Source organism: Gilliamella sp., from assembly GCF_024104075.1.
GTDB classification, from domain to species: domain Bacteria; phylum Pseudomonadota; class Gammaproteobacteria; order Enterobacterales; family Orbaceae; genus Gilliamella; species Gilliamella bombi.
Genome location: NZ_JAGGHR010000015.1, coordinates 19,469 through 35,640 on the forward strand (window position 1 = coordinate 19,469; position 16,172 = coordinate 35,640).

The 16,172-nt window shown below is 33.3% G+C and carries 18 protein-coding genes and 1 CRISPR repeat array; of the genes, 8 read left to right on the plus strand and 10 right to left on the minus strand.

The window, feature by feature from the left end; all coding sequences use genetic code 11:
• Positions 1-82: 82 nt before the first annotated feature.
• From J6569_RS06050 to J6569_RS06070, 5 genes are all read right to left on the minus strand, one after another.
• Positions 83-442, minus strand: coding sequence for a hypothetical protein (locus J6569_RS06050; protein WP_296301320.1), 360 nt, complete (start codon positions 440-442; stop codon positions 83-85).
• A gap of 60 nt (positions 443-502) precedes the next feature.
• Positions 503-967, minus strand: coding sequence for a hypothetical protein (locus J6569_RS06055; protein WP_296301321.1), 465 nt, complete (start codon positions 965-967; stop codon positions 503-505).
• A gap of 199 nt (positions 968-1,166) precedes the next feature.
• Positions 1,167-1,544 (minus strand): Imm8 family immunity protein, encoded by a 378-nt coding sequence (locus J6569_RS06060; protein WP_296318037.1) that lies wholly within the window; start codon positions 1,542-1,544, stop codon positions 1,167-1,169.
• An 86-nt stretch (positions 1,545-1,630) separates the two neighbouring features.
• Positions 1,631-2,224, minus strand: a complete 594-nt coding sequence (locus J6569_RS06065) for a hypothetical protein (protein WP_296318038.1) — start codon at positions 2,222-2,224, stop codon at positions 1,631-1,633.
• A 184-nt stretch (positions 2,225-2,408) separates the two neighbouring features.
• Positions 2,409-2,861 (minus strand): hypothetical protein, encoded by a 453-nt coding sequence (locus J6569_RS06070; protein WP_296318039.1) that lies wholly within the window; start codon positions 2,859-2,861, stop codon positions 2,409-2,411.
• A 131-nt stretch (positions 2,862-2,992) separates the two neighbouring features.
• Between J6569_RS06070 and J6569_RS06075 the strand changes: the two genes are divergently transcribed.
• From J6569_RS06075 to comJ, 3 genes are all read left to right on the plus strand, one after another.
• Positions 2,993-3,493, plus strand: coding sequence for a CPCC family cysteine-rich protein (locus tag J6569_RS06075; RefSeq protein WP_065589974.1), 501 nt, complete (start codon positions 2,993-2,995; stop codon positions 3,491-3,493).
• Between the two features lie 78 nt (positions 3,494-3,571).
• Complete coding sequence (locus tag J6569_RS06080) at positions 3,572-4,039, plus strand: hypothetical protein (RefSeq protein ID WP_296318040.1); 468 nt, start codon at positions 3,572-3,574, stop codon at positions 4,037-4,039.
• A gap of 36 nt (positions 4,040-4,075) precedes the next feature.
• Positions 4,076-4,558 carry a competence protein ComJ gene (gene comJ, locus J6569_RS06085; protein WP_034915108.1) on the plus strand — a complete coding sequence of 161 codons (483 nt, stop codon included), beginning with the start codon at positions 4,076-4,078 and terminating at the stop codon, positions 4,556-4,558.
• A gap of 383 nt (positions 4,559-4,941) precedes the next feature.
• Here the strand turns inward: comJ and J6569_RS06090 are convergent, their stop codons facing one another.
• Complete coding sequence (locus tag J6569_RS06090) at positions 4,942-5,550, minus strand: riboflavin synthase subunit alpha (protein ID WP_296302550.1); 609 nt, start codon at positions 5,548-5,550, stop codon at positions 4,942-4,944.
• A 165-nt stretch (positions 5,551-5,715) separates the two neighbouring features.
• Here J6569_RS06090 and crcB point away from each other — a divergent pair, with 165 nt between their 5' ends.
• Both crcB and J6569_RS06100 read left to right on the plus strand, forming a co-directional pair.
• The gene (gene crcB / locus J6569_RS06095) at positions 5,716-6,093 is read left to right on the plus strand and encodes a fluoride efflux transporter CrcB (RefSeq protein ID WP_296318041.1); all 378 of its coding nucleotides are present in this window, start codon (positions 5,716-5,718) and stop codon (positions 6,091-6,093) included.
• 106 nt (positions 6,094-6,199) lie between these two features.
• Positions 6,200-6,598: a SulA-like leucine-rich domain-containing protein gene (locus J6569_RS06100; RefSeq protein WP_065589978.1), complete on the plus strand. Its 399-nt coding sequence runs from the start codon at positions 6,200-6,202 to the stop codon at positions 6,596-6,598.
• A gap of 750 nt (positions 6,599-7,348) precedes the next feature.
• On the opposite strand, the gene J6569_RS06105 is transcribed toward J6569_RS06100, so the two are convergent.
• Positions 7,349-8,839 carry a hypothetical protein gene (locus J6569_RS06105; RefSeq protein WP_296318042.1) on the minus strand — a complete coding sequence of 497 codons (1,491 nt, stop codon included), beginning with the start codon at positions 8,837-8,839 and terminating at the stop codon, positions 7,349-7,351.
• 585 nt (positions 8,840-9,424) lie between these two features.
• Here J6569_RS06105 and asnA point away from each other — a divergent pair.
• Complete coding sequence (gene asnA / locus J6569_RS06110) at positions 9,425-10,417, plus strand: aspartate--ammonia ligase (RefSeq protein ID WP_085164779.1); 993 nt, start codon at positions 9,425-9,427, stop codon at positions 10,415-10,417.
• 71 nt (positions 10,418-10,488) lie between these two features.
• Here asnA and J6569_RS06115 read toward each other — a convergent pair whose 3' ends face one another.
• From J6569_RS06115 to J6569_RS06125, 3 genes are all read right to left on the minus strand, one after another.
• On the minus strand, positions 10,489-10,842 hold the full coding sequence (locus J6569_RS06115; RefSeq protein ID WP_085164780.1) for a DUF1161 domain-containing protein: 354 nt from the start codon (positions 10,840-10,842) through the stop codon (positions 10,489-10,491).
• Between the two features lie 418 nt (positions 10,843-11,260).
• On the minus strand, positions 11,261-11,524 hold the full coding sequence (locus J6569_RS06120) for a SemiSWEET family transporter (protein ID WP_034914233.1): 264 nt from the start codon (positions 11,522-11,524) through the stop codon (positions 11,261-11,263).
• Positions 11,525-12,015: 491 nt separating this feature from the next.
• Entirely contained in the window at positions 12,016-13,425 is a 1,410-nt protein-coding gene (locus J6569_RS06125; protein ID WP_296318043.1) for a PLP-dependent aminotransferase family protein, read from the minus strand.
• A gap of 201 nt (positions 13,426-13,626) precedes the next feature.
• Between J6569_RS06125 and pdxS the strand changes: the two genes are divergently transcribed.
• Complete coding sequence (gene pdxS, locus J6569_RS06130) at positions 13,627-14,514, plus strand: pyridoxal 5'-phosphate synthase lyase subunit PdxS (RefSeq protein WP_065589983.1); 888 nt, start codon at positions 13,627-13,629, stop codon at positions 14,512-14,514.
• A complete protein-coding gene (gene pdxT / locus J6569_RS06135; RefSeq protein WP_296318044.1) occupies positions 14,514-15,113 on the plus strand; it encodes a pyridoxal 5'-phosphate synthase glutaminase subunit PdxT in 600 nt (199 codons plus the stop codon). The genes pdxS and pdxT overlap by 1 nt, the downstream gene beginning before the upstream one ends.
• Positions 15,114-15,258: 145 nt before the next feature.
• Positions 15,259-16,129: a CRISPR direct-repeat array (repeat unit 28 nt; unit sequence TTTCTAAACCGCCTACTCGGCGGTAAAC).
• Positions 16,130-16,172: the final 43 nt, after the last annotated feature.

Below are 16,172 nucleotides of genomic sequence, written 5' to 3' on the forward strand. Positions count from 1 at the left end.
TATTGACGAAATAATGGGTTTTTATGATGTACAACCATATTATCAGCCAATTTTCCTTCCAAATTATTACAAACGTTAATAACTATTTGTAGCTTACTTCACATTGACCAATCACATCAAAAATATGATCATAAGTACTTAAAACATAATGTTCATCTTGTTCCTTATCAAATACTTTATCGAAACAAGATTTTTGTACCAGCTGATATTTTGATTCATCAATCATCGTAATAGTTAAACTTTTTATATTTTTAAATTTAAAACAGATTAAAGCCTCGCCTTCTAATCCTCTGCTGGGTTGGCAATGTGGTAACCACAAAGAAGCTACTACCTTTAATTCCAGTGGAGACATATCAAATATGATGTCTTTTAATATTAAAGCGTCTCTTCCATATATTTCTCCATAGATTGTTTCAATTGCCTGATTGTTTACTTCTGGCATTTTATTTTTCTCCTATTTCGACTATTCCCAAGCTGTCATCATGTAGTTTAATTATTATTTTTAATTGACCGATAGACCGAATGAAAACAACAGTGCTAAAACTGATGCTTTTTTACCCTCAAAACCAAAAGCCGATGAATTTATATCAACGGTATATAAAAGCTCATTTTTGTTTAATAACACAAAATGATAATCATGTAATATATCAATCAGTTCAGGCAATATTTGATAAATATCATCATTACAATCAATAACTTTATTTTCATAAAATAAAAAAGCATAGGCCGATACTAAAGATAAATATAAATACATTGATTTATTATGATAATTAAATTTTAGCGATATACATACGTCATAGTTTAAATCAGTATTATCTTCTACTTTAAATAAAGCATGGATATCATTTAGTAGACATTTATATTTTAGGGAGTTATAGGATTCCATCACGAAATGGAAATCTGGGTTGCTTAAATCGCCATATGCTTTTTGAAGTGCATATAAGATCTTTTCTCTTTGAATATGCATTAATATTAAAACTCCCATTTTATGGAATACTTATGTACTTCACTTTTGCAATCCACATGAATGCTGGTTTTAGTTTGCACGCTCCATTAGGCTCAGTTCCAACCGAACTATTTATGCTTAAAACGCTATAAAGGATCACTTAATAAATTGTGCTAATTACTCATCACCACATATTCATAATTAGCATATTTTTTTAGGGTTATTTCATACCATCATATTCCCAATAAAAACTACTGGCTAATTTATCCAAGGCTTGTAATTCATCAGTGGGATTTATCAAAGCAAGCTGCTGATCTATTGTGCGTCTAACCTTATTCCAATCGTATTGGTATAGTAACAACATTTTATATAATTTAGGTTGTTGCATTCTATCGTTATTTAAATTCATTATCCCTTCTGGAGTGGCAATAATAATTGAATAAATATCTGTTTTATCCTTTCCTGTAATACCAATATTCATTTCTAATAAGTAAAATACTGCATTGTCTTCTGGCTTCCATCGCCAAGGATCATGTATATCTGGGGACCAGTAATGTTTCACTTCAAATTTTTGTTGCCTAATTTTTAATTTATTCATGATATATCGCTTGAGATTTTGCTAGTTATGGCAACCCGATAGAATTATTATTAAATCATATCGCCGTGTTGCCAGTTAGTTATTGTTTATGTTGATTGCTCAAAAGTCATATATGTATTCTCCTTTTCATTTAAAAAAATATATAAATAGGTAATATCGTGGCTGATTTCGGTTATATCTAATTGACCTATAAAAATTAACGGTTTGTTATCTACGGTTGGCCAGTTTGGGGATTGAAGCCATTTAGGTCTATTTTTTAAAAATTTAAAATCTTTCTTAATTTCTAATTTTAACGCTCTTTCTAATTCAACTCCAACTTTATCCCGATGTTTATTCATGATTAAATTAAAGTATGGTTCAGTTAAATTTAACCAGCTTGGCTGAATTTTCATAAATAGATCATACTTTTTTTTATGTTCATTATTTAACGAGAAGTTAATATTTCTTTTAGCGAGAAACTTTGAAAGTAAATCTTTACTATCGAGTTCACCTGATGGCAATAAAATATCAATTTCAATAAGATATAAAAATGCGTTTTTATATCTGCTGGTATAGGGGGGAATTTGATTCTCTTCAGATAGAAGATCTTCAATATCCTTATTATAATAAAGTTCTTTTTGAAAATCCTGTGGAGAAAGCGAGCCTGCCAAATAGCTTTTTATAATATCGATAGAATTCATTTTTTATTACCTTTTGGGTATCGCAACAGATCAAGGGCAACATTTCTTTTTTTCATGTAACTCAATTTTAATTGATTAAATTTTGAGATCTTCTTTTGAAATGTTATCTCTATTTTTTCCTTATATAATCAATAATAATCATATAGTAATTGATGACGATAAACAAATCACACATTATTCCAATTCAAAAAATGACGCCCTTTAATGTACTGGATATCACCGCAGGCGATAAGTCAGCTTGCTGATAAATTATAGTGCTTCCACTACAGAAGTGGATTTCAATTTGTTCTATATTATCTATATGGTTTACTGTATGCTCAGGCAATAATTGGATAATATTAGCTGATAATAAAGCATTAAAATTTGTTTTCATTATTCCATAAGTATCATGGATAGCGATACCACTAACTTCATGGTTATCTTCAGATAAATTAATGAGTTCATAGCCACTATGTTCTTTTTTATCAAGACCTATTTCTATATCAAAAAGCCCGATTTTAGCCGTGTACAAAATGGCTGATTTCATTGTTTCTATTCGGCAATGTCGAAAAAAAGCATCTTTCGCTAAAGCAGAAAGGCACTTCAAAAAGCCACCATTGTTAATAATATCAATAAGATCAATATTTAATTTTCCCATATTTAACATTCTATCTTTTTATTGTCCCTGTTTTTCATTTATCATAAGCATAAAATAAAAAGCCAGATAGTAACAAAACTATATATCTGATAAATTAGACGATTTATCATTTCATTATTTACATTAACCCAATGAAAACACTCAGCCGAAAACTTGCTTTAACACTGTTAGCTATCGAAATGATTACACAATCCACAAAACAGGATATTGAAAATATACTCTTTGCAAATTATCTTGATAAAGAAGGCCAACCTTTAGCATATAACAATATTTATGATGATGCCATTGAGCAATTTTTATTAGGCTATTTTGTTGGCATTAAATTGAAAGGCTATTCTAATCAATATCTAAAACAATATATTAGTGCTTTATACCGTGAACCTATTACCATTATAGGGGACGAAGATATCTTGCATGCATGCCCTTGTTGCCATTATTTAACCTTAACTCATCAAGGACAATACGATGTTTGTCCATTATGCTATTGGGAAGATGACGGCACACAAAATAATGAACTAAACCATTATAGTGCAGTTAATCACTCAACATTAAGCAAATATAAAGCAATATTCGACAAACAAAAAGCTACGTTAACAAATATTCCGTATAAATTAGCTAATAGACATTTATAATACTTGCATCAAATCTAGGTTTGATTATGCAATAAATTAACCACGCTTTTGGAGATTAACATATAAAAGAGTGCTTAGATGACAAAAATATTAGCGTTATGGAATAAACAAACATTACCTATAAAAGACGGGATTTACTTTTCTACTGGTGAATCGATATCCCTTTCAGCCCAGTTTTATCCCCAATTGTTAATTAAAAAAGGGAAACAATTCAACCTTAATCTTTTTTTGGATAAAGATCCTGATAATATCACTAATATAGATATCACAAAAAAAATTACCATAACTAATGGTAATCAATGCTTTTTAGGTGAAGGAAGTTATGGTTCAGAAGGGTTTATTGCCTACTTAACGCCTAAAGATGATTTAAAATGGGTAATCTATTTCGAAACATCAAACCCATTCATTAATGCAACTGAATTGCCAAATCACTTTCTTATAGTGGAATCAAGTGCCGATTTCAAAATAGTGATTGAATTAAATAACCCAATAAATCTTATTTTAACTAAATTTGATATTAACAATCTGGCAATTTCCTACATTTAATTTGATGATTTTATGGTATGAAAAGGAATATCTCTGATGGAGAAAAACAAACAACAGGTTGTAGATTTATTAATATCTCATAGTCAAATTTTAGTCAGATCTAGACCATACAGTGAAGAATTATCGCAATGGGGTAAACAAAATATTGCACAAGGTGCAGTTATTCATAAGGATTATGTCATTTTTGACCCATTACCTGATGATGCTTTCGGTGCAAACGTTTTTTTAACCTTATCAGATAGTTTTACAATGGATAACCAAACCCAACGATGCATTGTTGTTCCCTTTTACACACATCCCAAAAATACGATTGAGGTTGCCTCTGCCACAGAAAAATTTACTATTAACCTACAATTAGATGCACCATTATATTCACTGTATTATGAAATCTGCGAAGGTGATGAAGTTTTTTATAAATTTACCTTTATACCTGCACTTGTACCAATCACAGCTCACTACATTATTGATGACCAATGGGGTGGCAAAAAAGGAAAAATGCTCCAATCGGGTAAAGTATAACCATCTTCAACCTAATTAACTCTAATCAAGGCATAAAAACAAACCAATAAGGACTAAATTGTTTTTGTCTGTGGTAGAAATGTTAAAAATCTTGTCAAAAACCTTCAGGTAACTATATGTTTAAGTAAAAAAAGCATTTAAATATAAACAGTATTTAAGTATAAAATTAAATTTTGTTGGTATTAAATTGTCGATATTCCTCAACTACTAATCAAAGGTCTCCAAACGTTATAAAAGATTATTACCTATTTTAATAAAACATTCAGGTAGACCATTGATTTCATGTTAAACTAACAAAAATACTTAATTAAAATAAACCAGTTACTCGATAATAATCTAATAATATTTTTCTTAAATTAATCGAGAATCAAAATTAAATATTATCAATTTTTTGCTGCCAATACCCGTTCAACTGTATCAACAATGGCTTGAGTTTGGGAATCAATTTCGATATTAACTTTATCTCCGACTTTTTTAGCGTCTAACGTGGTAATAGCTAACGTTTCAGGGATTAAATGAATAGCAAAACGATCTTCTTTTACCTGCCCAATTGTTAGGCTTGCACCATCAATGCCAATAAAGCCCTTATATAATACATATTTCATAAATTCTTTCGGCAATTGTAATGTCATCTCACAATTTGTGGCAGTTTTTTGAATATCAACAATAGTTGCAGTGCAAGATATATGTCCAGACATCACATGACCACCAATTTCATCACCATATTTAGCGCTACGCTCAATATTCACAAAATCATCGATTTTTTTATCACCCAATGTCGTTAATGCAAGGGTTTCTTCCATAATATCAAACGACACGATATCTTTATCAAACCCCGTTACTGTTAAGCAACATCCATCATTGGCAATCGACGCCCCTATTTCAATTTTATTAGTTAATTGATGCGGTAATTTAACTTTATATGTTCTTAATTTATTTTGATCAACAATATCAATAATCTGACCAACGCCTTGAACAATGCCTGTAAACATAGATATACCTCAAATTTTCTTAATATTGAATATTCTATCTCAATCTGATTAGGATTTCCTATTTCTATTTTCTACTGGTATGATCGTTTTATATATTTTCCGATCACTTAGTATCTATAGCGATAACAAATTCATATTTCAAAGTATAGTCAAGGATATATCATTATGTTAAAACTGATTTTAGCCATTTCTGTCGGTTCAGTAGCGGGGGGATTAATGCGTTGGTTCTTATCACTTAAACTCAATGTTATTGCTTTTACTATTCCACTAGGTACATTGCTATCTAATTTAGTTGCTGGCTATATTATTGGCTTTGCAATTGCCTTTTTTAATCACTCTAACCTTTCTGCTGAATGGCGGTTATTGGTAATAACAGGTTTTTGTGGTGGCTTATCAACTTTTTCAACCTTTTCTGCCGAGGTGGTTAACTTTTTACAAGACGGTCGAATATATTGGGGTTTAGCAACAATATTGATTCATGTAATTGGTTCAGTTTTAATGACATATTTAGGTATTTTATCGTATCAATATTTGCGTTCTTAAAATAACTCAATTAATAAATCACATAAAAAATAATCATAAATAGAGTTTACAACCTTAAAATACTGTATTAATATACACTGTATAGAAAAACAGTACAGAGGTTATTATGCTTATTGAACATTCTACACAACAACTTATGGCTATTAATTTTGAGTCCCCTTTTCAACAAGTATTACAACAACAACGCCCTTTATTAAAATCACTTAATAAAGCTAAAAAATGGCAATTATGGCTTTCTGACCGACCAATGTTAAAACGTTCATGGGTTAATACTGCTGGGTTAGATAAACACAAAGTGATTCATCTAGCAAATTTAAATAATGAAGACCTAGTATCAACCATTGAAAAAGTCTTACAATACAAAACCTGTAGCTATATAGTTGCTTGTATCAATAACCTTAATGAACAAGACAAAGCACGTTTACAAAAAGCCGTATCATTAAGTGATACTTGTCTACTTTTAGTACACGATGAGCAAAGTGAACAATCTATCCAATATCATTAAAAACAAACATATTATTTAAATAAAAGCATATTTTTTAATTTTAGAAAGCAAATCTAAAATGTTTAATAAACTAATATACCACTATAAAAATTAAGTTAAGTATTTGATGTATAAAAAATCAGGGCTGAGCATTTAGCAATGTTCAGCTTTTTTTGATAGTTGTTAATAATAGTAATTTATAATAGCAATTGACACAGTTTTTTTCGAGAAACCTTTCCAATCGCCGTCATGGGTAATTAATCTACAATAACGATTTTTTTGGCAAATAGAATTTACTTAGTAATTAAAATTTTTTGCCTTGCTACTACAATCAGCCATTTTAAAGTATTCTGTTGTACTACGCCTAAAACGGTTATTTTCCAAAGATGTGTTACTTTAATTTGAGTTTGATACGTTAATAATAAGGTAGTTAATAAAGAATAATCAGACTATTTGCTTTCATAGTCCAATCTATGTTTTTAATTAAAATCAATGCGTTATAGATTATATTCTTTTTTATTATTGTGGCTTTATTTTTCAAGAAAAGCGCTTTTATTATTTAATAACAGTCGTTTAATAACAACTGGTTAATAACAAAAGCGCAAATTTTTAAATCTTATTAGTCGGGGCGTTTTTTGGTTTTAAGTTATTAAAGCTTAAGGCCAACTGGTTTTGCCAGCCGATGCTCCATCGAGCAACGGCTTAGTTCTTGGCTAGATTGTCCTTGATTAACGCCATAAATATCCCTGTGCTTTAAAACTGAACTAACCACTAAAACGTGCAAATAGCAGAAGCATCATAAAACCCATAAGATCCAGTAACCACGCCTTCGTATACAAGAAACGGATTACTTCCCATTATATCACTCGTCCAATGCTGGTATCCGAAATCAGCATCGGTATATCCATCAATCAGTGCGCCCCACTCGGTAAATAAACCAGCGCCTATTCGTCTCTGAGGATAATTACCTATTGATAAAGGAGTAGCGCCATTTATGTCTTCTACACATGGGAAACTATCATCTATACCACATTTCGCATTAGTTAAATCGCTTATCCGAGGCAGACGATAACCTATGCTATTACACCAAGATTCTTGCTCAGAAAATGTCCCTAACTTGTTTCCTCGTGCAACAAACCACTGCTTTAACTTAAATCCATATTTCACTACCACATTACCACTACTATCTCGACCCTCTAATTCAAATACCTGTGGTAAATTTGGCACGGAAATTAGACCTGGACTATCTGACTCTTTTTGACTATCACTTGCCGCTGGCCCTGTCAACTTAACGCGCGTTACAACTTTTGCACCCCCCCCATTAGTAACCACTTCTTTCGTTACTGTCGCTGTGATTCCCCCGTGTGTAACTGGCGACCAAGTCAACTGACTTTCATCTATTCCACCTATGAGTAAATCAAAATATAAATTGTGCGCACCCGTGGTCGGGAAATTTAGGTTGTATAAATCAGGATTAGTTGATTGAACGAAAAATCCGTCCCTATAATTCCATATGTCACCTGGACCATCCAGACCACCAGCGAGATTTGGCTTTACAGAACAGATTTGAGGGAGGGTATTTGGACTAATGTAATACGTTACCGAACCTCCTTCGAGTATACTATAAGATGGGTCACCATACATAGTAGTTAATTGGATATCTGAACTATCTAATCTCACTGCATAAGGTGCACCACATATCGTTAATCTACTATCATTATTACGATCAGAATTAATCCATTGACCATTTTTATCCAATATAGACAAAGTGATACCCCCACCTGCCATTATAAGATCTCCATCATCATCACGCAATTTACCTTGTTCCACCAACTCTGGCATATAGATCGTCTCTCTTAATGGCGGAACTATTATATTAATATTACCCCAAGTATACTCTACAGGTACCTTAATTGGTGCTGTCGGTGATGAGGGATTATTTTGTGGTGTAAATGTTCGACCGTCAGATAACTTAATAGCTAATAAGCTATCTATATTAGTCTCTTTAGTGACACCATCATCAAGCGTTAAATAGGGGGCTGTGCCTTGAATGGTATTTGATGTAGTGGCCGATAACGCTTGCGATTCCAATGAATACGGCAGTAACAACAACGGCGCCAGTACCAATTGAATTTTTAAAAATGATTTTGTAGATAATTTCAGAGATATAAATAAGTTTTGAGCAAACACTCGCCGAATAAAATTATTCGATAAATTTAAGACATAGGCTTGCCAAGTCTTGTGACAAAAATGATATTGCATTATGATTCATCCATCAAGTACATTGTTTTATTGTTATTGTTTTATTGTTATTGTTATTGTTTTGTTTTATATTTATTAGCTTGTTAAATAAGCTTGTTTTCCTAAATCGATGGAAGTATAGCCGTTAAAAAAATAGTTGGCTAGTTCTTGAGCTTACTTTTTTGTAAAGAAATGTAAAGATAGAAATGATTCAGCTTTAGCAATAAGTCAATTTTTTAGCAAAATATAATGTTAAGTTTATAATAAATTAACTTTTTATTTTTAATACTTAATATCACTACTAACCGACAAAACACAAAACCGCCAGTTTGGCGTGTTAACCTAACTTAGTGATCATGCATTTTGATGTTGTGATAAGACAAGCATATTAACCTTATGGCGCTATAAGTATGTTTTGCTCTAAAATCGCTCAGGTAGACAATTGATTTTATTGAAGTTTTTAAATTTTATTTTTTAGCAAAATCAAACGTTTATTCAATTTAAACAAGTCAATGCTTTACCTTTCTATCTTCATCTTGCAAAATTCACTCATCTAGTTTACTTTACTGATACACTGAAAATTAAATAAATGATTAGAGCGTAAACATGACGATATCATTTAAAGAGCAGCAACAGCAAATTAGCTTTGTTAAGCAATTTTTTGCTGAGCAACTTGCCGAGCGTTTATCACTTATCGAAGTGCAAGCTCCGTTACTAAGTAAAGTTGGCGATGGTATTCAAGATAACCTTTCAGGTACTGAGCACGCAGTGCAAGTTAAGGTAAAAGCAATACCTAATGCACAATATGAAGTGGTACATTCACTAGCTAAATGGAAACGTAAAATCTTGAGCGATCACCATTTCAAAGTTGGCGAAGGAATCTACACTAATATGAAAGCATTACGCCCAGACGAGGAGCAACTTTCGCCAATTCACTCAGTTTATGTTGATCAGTGGGATTGGGAAAAAGTAATTCGTCCAGAAGATCGCAATTTAACTTATCTAAAACAAGCGGTCGAAAATATTTATGCTGCCATTAAAGCGACCGAAAAAATTGTTTCACAACAGTATCATCTTTCACAATTTTTACCCGAATCTATCACCTTTATCGATAGTGAGCAGTTATTAAAACGCTATCCAAATTTATCCCCAAAAGAGCGTGAAAACGCAATAACTAAAGAGCTTGGAGCTGTGTTTTTAATTGGTATTGGCGGTAAATTATCAAATAATGAAAAGCACGATGCTCGTGCACCTGATTATGATGACTGGAGCAGTGAAAACGATTTAGGATCTAATGGCTTAAATGGCGATATTTTAGTGTGGAATCCAATTTTGCATAGCGCATTGGAAATTTCATCAATGGGGATTCGTGTCAATCCAGAAACGTTAAAACGTCAATTAAAACTAACAAATGACGAAGATCGTTTAGAGCTTGCTTGGCATAAAGCATTAATTAATGGCGATTTGTTGCAAACCATTGGTGGTGGAATTGGGCAATCGCGTTTGGTTATGTTGCTTTTACAACAAAAACACATTGGTCAAGTACAATCAAGTGTATGGGACGAAGAGGTTAAAGCAAATTATAGCCATTTGCTCTAGTCACAAACATATAAATATAGGGCATTACGCCCTATTTTTCTGCAAAAATTACATAATTAATTTTTAACGGGTCATTTACCTTCGACTGGTGTTGATTCGGTTGGGGTGTTTATTGATGGTTCTGCTTTATCATTACGGCTTTCAGTTTCATCTTTTGTATTAGCTGGCTGAGTTTGTGTTTGCGTTGCTAAACCATCCAAACGAACATAAACAATACGTTGTTGACCACGATCGCATGAACCAACAATTTTACCTTCAATTTGTTGTTCTGATTTATCAGATGGTTCAAGTTTTAACTGAAATTGTGAAGGATCAACACCGTTGTTTTTGATTTTTTCAGCAATATTAGCACTAATTTCATCACAATTTGAAGCTACAGCCAACATGGGTAAACTAAGTAAAAATATACCGATTAATTTTTTCATTTTCTTTCCCTTTTGACGGTTATTTGATTTTTGGATGCATTATAAAACTATCTATTAGTCTGTCTATCTTCTTTTAAGATGTACTTAAAAATAATCTGCCAGCATAATTGCAAATTTCAACAAATCTATCATTTTGTCGGTAATATTAAAGCAAATCGATTAACTTGATTTATTCACTGTACAATTTGATAAGTATTTAACAAACCTGTTAATAACTCAATAACATTTTAATTATTAAATAATTTTCTAAATGATTAAATATTAATCTGAACAATTTTTGAGTTAATTTGATAACAAAAAAAATCTTTTTTTACAATTCTTGTTGAAATTTACTATGAACTCAAACAATAAAAATGCTACCCAAAAAGCGATAATATAAGAGCAACTGATTACTTGTTACATAATGATATTATGTAAATTATAGAGCAGTAAAAAAAGCAATTAACCCAAAAATTACTCCTGGCGAATTAGCAATTGCTAGTGGCCAATCTTTCTTTTCTTGTAGCAGCCCATAGCAGACCCATAGCGAGCAGTTAATGGAAGCGGCCAATGGTTGAATTGGGTTTGTTTTCAATCCATGCAAATTATCGATGATTTGTGGAATATAAGAAACATACATCCCTAATGACGCCACTGTAGCGATAATACCTAAAATACGAAAAGCCTTAGATGAAAGATGCAAAATAGTCTCCTAATATCGTTTATGGTTTTCACCTGATGCTTGTAATTATAACGAGTTAGAATAGTGACAGTAAACTAACATATTTGGTTCAATGGTAAAGTATAGTTAAAAAAAGGTAAGCAATTAGCCAATTTTTAATTAATCCCTAATGTTATTTATAAGTGATTTTATATTTAATCATAATGTTATAAAAATTTTTCATTTGTTTGCATTGCGTTACAAAAGCAAATAACAAGGAAAAACTAATTTCAATAATTGGTTAAAAGGTGATATTTTGCTCAATTGCCTATTGAGCTTTTTTGAGTGTGGTTTATTTGCGGATAATTAAAAAAGGGGCTTAAGATATTTATTCACTTTATGACTTAATAAGTACTGAATAAACCTGTTGATAACTCTGCAATCAATTGATTATTAATATATTTATTAAAAAGATTAAATATTAAACTACCAAAAAATCAATTTTATTTTATCTAAAAAAGCAAGTGTTTTTATCATATTTTTGAGATTATTTGCTGTTCAAAATGCCCATAACTTAATCTAATTGTCCCTAAGTTATCGCCAAAGTCAGCCCCTTGCGATACCGTCACTCCTTTTGATAACAGTTTATTAAGCACAGCTAATTCTTGCGCTACCGTTTTTACAGGTAAATGCGCATATAAATGAAAGCCACCTAGTGGAGGTTGATAAGTAATCTCACCACCGAAATAGCAATCCAACCAATGCATTAACTGCTCTGCTTTGATTTGTAACGTTTGCCGTAGCTGTTGTTGATGGACAGTGTGATGATGTTGTAGATATTCTTGAGCTAATAATTGTGGCAATATACTTAACCCCGAATCAATGTGTTGCCGAATATTGGACAGATTTTTGATAATATTACGCGGTGCCACCATCCACCCAATACGAATATTTCCTCCTATATATTTCGATAGCGATCCTAAATAGATAACTTGATTATGCTGATCCCATTTTTTTATGGGCAATACTGGCAAATTTGGTTTAAACGCTAAACTGCTATAGGCGTCATCCTCAACAATACCTATACATTGCGAACGACAAAATGCAACAATTGCCTGTTTTCGTCTATTACTCATAACAAAGCCCATTGGGTTTTGAAATATAGGATTCAAAAATAACCACTTTATTTGATGTTGTTGTACGCAATTTGATAGGCTTTCAAGGGTAATACCTTCATTATCACATTCAATACCATATAAACGTAATCCAGCAGCCTGAAACAAAGGTAAAGAGTAAAAATAGGAAGGAGATTCAATTCCAACTGCATCTCCTGGCTTAAGTAAACCCTGTGTAATAAGAAATAACGACTGTTGCGTGCCCGATGTAATTAAAATTTCGTTAATATCAACTTGCATAGAAAACTGAGTTTGCATGTAAGTTGCAATTTGAGCTTTAAGCGATGGTAAACCTAATTGTAATGCATCGCTGTTTTTTTCATGCATAATCAATTCATTTAACGAGGTATCAGGTAGCTGGAGTTTGGGAATTAAATTAGTTGGCAAATCACCATTAGCCAGATCGCAAATATGCACTTGTTGCGCACGCACTTGTGCCACTTTTTGTTGATAAAATGATTTTTTATCTCGATAAAAATGGGCTGGTAAACGCCAATTGATCGATGAATAGGTTTGCACGCCCCATTTTTTATTATTGACATAAGTGCCACTGCCTCGACGTCGAAGTAATATGCTTCGTTCAGTCAACAGCTCCAGTGCATGTACTACAGTTGAGCGGTTAATCTGTAACATTTTAGCTAGCTCCCTTTCTGAAGGTAACTTTTCGCCAGCAATCAAAATTCCTTGCTCAATATAATGTTCAATTAAGTGAGTCAATTGTTGAAAAAGTGATCCTTCAAATTGGGTTAGTTTTTGTTTTTGCCACATATTTTATTTTAGACACTTGTTTTCTTAGAAAATGCATTAAAAATCAAATAAAATCAATATTCTATCTGAGCAATTTTTATAGTAACACCAACAAACCTAAAATTGGATGGCTTTATTATAGTCCAATTGGCTGTTTCGTCTAACTGTTTCTTTTTGAATAATACTTTTCAAACAAGGCCAATTTTCAACTAGGAGTAAAAAATGAATCAAATTACAGGAACACAGACTGTTAAACGCGGTATGGCACAAATGCAAAAAGGCGGCGTAATTATGGATGTTGTTAATGCTGAACAAGCTAAAATTGCCGAACAAGCTGGTGCAGTTGCGGTAATGGCTTTAGAGCGAGTACCATCAGATATTCGAGCAGCTGGCGGTGTCGCTCGAATGGCAGATCCTACTATTGTTGAACAAGTCATGAATGCTGTTAGCATACCTGTTATGGCTAAAGCACGTATTGGCCACATTGTTGAAGCACGTATTTTAGAATCAATGGGGGTTGATTATATTGACGAAAGCGAAGTACTAACCCCAGCCGATGAACAGTACCATCTTCTTAAAGATGAATTTACCGTGCCTTTTGTTTGTGGTTGTCGTGATTTGGGTGAAGCACTGCGTCGAATTGGTGAAGGAGCATCAATGTTACGTACCAAAGGCGAACCAGGAACAGGGAATATTGTTGAAGCTGTTCGCCATATACGTAAAGTCAATGAGCAAATCCGTTTGGTAACAGGAAAATCAAAAGATGAGCTAATGACTTTTGCTAAAGAAATTGGCGCACCTTATGAACTTGTATTACAAGTAAAACAACTAGGTAAGTTACCAGTTGTGAATTTTGCCGCTGGTGGCGTTGCGACCCCTGCCGATGCAGCACTTATGATGCAACTAGGTGCTGATGGTGTTTTTGTTGGATCGGGCATTTTTAAATCTCAAAATCCAGAAAAATTTGCCAAAGCCATTGTACAAGCAACTACTTATTTTGATGATTATCCACGATTAGCCGAATTATCAAAAGGATTAGGCGAGGCCATGAAAGGCATTGAAATCAGCACACTTGCTCAATCAGAAAGAATGCAAGATCGAGGTTGGTAATGGCAAAATCATCCAAACTAAGCAATGTTAAGTACATTGGTGTGCTCAACTTACAAGGAGCAGTTAGTGAGCATATTTTGATGCTAAATAGTATTGATAATGTACAAGCAACACTAGTTCAGAAACCCGAACAATTAGCTAATTTAGATGGTTTAATCATTCCCGGCGGAGAGTCGACCACAATTAGTCGATTAATTAAACAAAATGGGCTTTTAGCGCCCATTCAACAATTTGCTAAACAAGGCAAAGGAATTTTAGGTACTTGTGCTGGGCTAGTGCTTTGTGGCAAAACGACAACTCATAACGAAGTCGAATTATTAGATTTGATGGATATTTGCGTTGAACGCAATGGTTTTGGTCGGCAAATTAACAGCTTTGAGACAACGTTAGATATACCAACTATTGGTGAGCAAATTCCAGCAGTATTTATTCGTGCTCCATATATTGCAAAAGCTGGTGAGCAAGTCAATCAGCTAGCTTTTATTGATAATCATTGTGTAATGGCGCAGCAAGATAACATTTTGACTTGCTCATTTCATCCCGAACTAACCGTCGATAATCGAATTATGAGTTACTTTGTTGAGAAATGTTGTAATTAATTGATTAATATTTATTTTATATTGTTGATAATGGATTATTAATGACTAGCTTAAGCGTTCAATAAAATTTTTGAACACAGCTAATAACCATAGCCAGCTATTCTGTCGGTAGACATCCACTGCCCTCGTCTGAGGGCTTTTTTGATTTATATGCCACCTACTCGGCGGTAAACAATAAAAAGCGTTTGTGCGTTGATTGGGGAATTTTCTAAACCGCCTACTCGGCGGTAAACAACAATATGCGAAACCAGTCCGAATGCAATATTTTCTAAACCGCCTACTCGGCGGTAAACTTTTAGATGCTGATATGCACGAATTGCCGCAATTTCTAAACCGCCTACTCGGCGGTAAACTTTGCTTACTAATTGCAATTTGATCGGATGTTTTTCTAAACCGCCTACTCGGCGGTAAACATTAATTGATGCAATTGCAATGGCACATGCAGTTTCTAAACCGCCTACTCGGCGGTAAACAAGCAGTGCGCTAGTTGTGAGTGAGAAAGCGTTTTCTAAACCGCCTACTCGGCGGTAAACAAGGGCAAGATGGCGACTTTAAAATAGATTTGTTTCTAAACCGCCTACTCGGCGGTAAACTAAGATCACTGTTTACCGTCAAGTTAACGAATTTTCTAAACCGCCTACTCGGCGGTAAACATCGGAAAAGGCTTTGCGTAAATTTAACGGTATTTCTAAACCGCCTACTCGGCGGTAAACGACAATGGCTAAGTACCTTGATGCGGATAATTTTTTTTCTAAACCGCCTACTCGGCGGTAAACATCGCAGGTGTATCGTCAATGTAAATGTTATCTTTCTAAACCGCCTACTCGGCGGTAAACAAAGAAAATAATATTGATTTTGATTTGGTCATTTTCTAAACCGCCTACTCGGCGGTAAACAGTTAGCTAATTTGATTAACCGCAATCTAAATTTTCTAAACCGCCTACTCGGCGGTAAACGTTGAAAGCGATCGGCGTATTGTTCCGGGTACTTTCTAAACCGCCTACTCGGCGGTAAACTAGAAACCGATATAATATAAACCTTGTTTCGCAAAAGACAAAT

Coding starts and splice junctions, on each gene's coding strand:
- J6569_RS06050 (WP_296301320.1), bottom strand. CDS start 442: ATGCCAGAAGTAAACAATCAGGCAATTGAAACAATCTATGGAGAAATA.
- J6569_RS06055 (WP_296301321.1), bottom strand. CDS start 967: ATGCATATTCAAAGAGAAAAGATCTTATATGCACTTCAAAAAGCATAT.
- J6569_RS06060 (WP_296318037.1), bottom strand. CDS start 1,544: ATGAATAAATTAAAAATTAGGCAACAAAAATTTGAAGTGAAACATTAC.
- J6569_RS06065 (WP_296318038.1), bottom strand. CDS start 2,224: ATGAATTCTATCGATATTATAAAAAGCTATTTGGCAGGCTCGCTTTCT.
- J6569_RS06070 (WP_296318039.1), bottom strand. CDS start 2,861: ATGGGAAAATTAAATATTGATCTTATTGATATTATTAACAATGGTGGC.
- J6569_RS06075 (WP_065589974.1), top strand. CDS start 2,993: ATGAAAACACTCAGCCGAAAACTTGCTTTAACACTGTTAGCTATCGAA.
- J6569_RS06080 (WP_296318040.1), top strand. CDS start 3,572: ATGACAAAAATATTAGCGTTATGGAATAAACAAACATTACCTATAAAA.
- comJ (WP_034915108.1), top strand. CDS start 4,076: ATGGAGAAAAACAAACAACAGGTTGTAGATTTATTAATATCTCATAGT.
- J6569_RS06090 (WP_296302550.1), bottom strand. CDS start 5,550: ATGTTTACAGGCATTGTTCAAGGCGTTGGTCAGATTATTGATATTGTT.
- crcB (WP_296318041.1), top strand. CDS start 5,716: ATGTTAAAACTGATTTTAGCCATTTCTGTCGGTTCAGTAGCGGGGGGA.
- J6569_RS06100 (WP_065589978.1), top strand. CDS start 6,200: ATGCTTATTGAACATTCTACACAACAACTTATGGCTATTAATTTTGAG.
- J6569_RS06105 (WP_296318042.1), bottom strand. CDS start 8,839: ATGCAATATCATTTTTGTCACAAGACTTGGCAAGCCTATGTCTTAAAT.
- asnA (WP_085164779.1), top strand. CDS start 9,425: ATGACGATATCATTTAAAGAGCAGCAACAGCAAATTAGCTTTGTTAAG.
- J6569_RS06115 (WP_085164780.1), bottom strand. CDS start 10,842: ATGAAAAAATTAATCGGTATATTTTTACTTAGTTTACCCATGTTGGCT.
- J6569_RS06125 (WP_296318043.1), bottom strand. CDS start 13,425: ATGTGGCAAAAACAAAAACTAACCCAATTTGAAGGATCACTTTTTCAA.
- pdxS (WP_065589983.1), top strand. CDS start 13,627: ATGAATCAAATTACAGGAACACAGACTGTTAAACGCGGTATGGCACAA.
- pdxT (WP_296318044.1), top strand. CDS start 14,514: ATGGCAAAATCATCCAAACTAAGCAATGTTAAGTACATTGGTGTGCTC.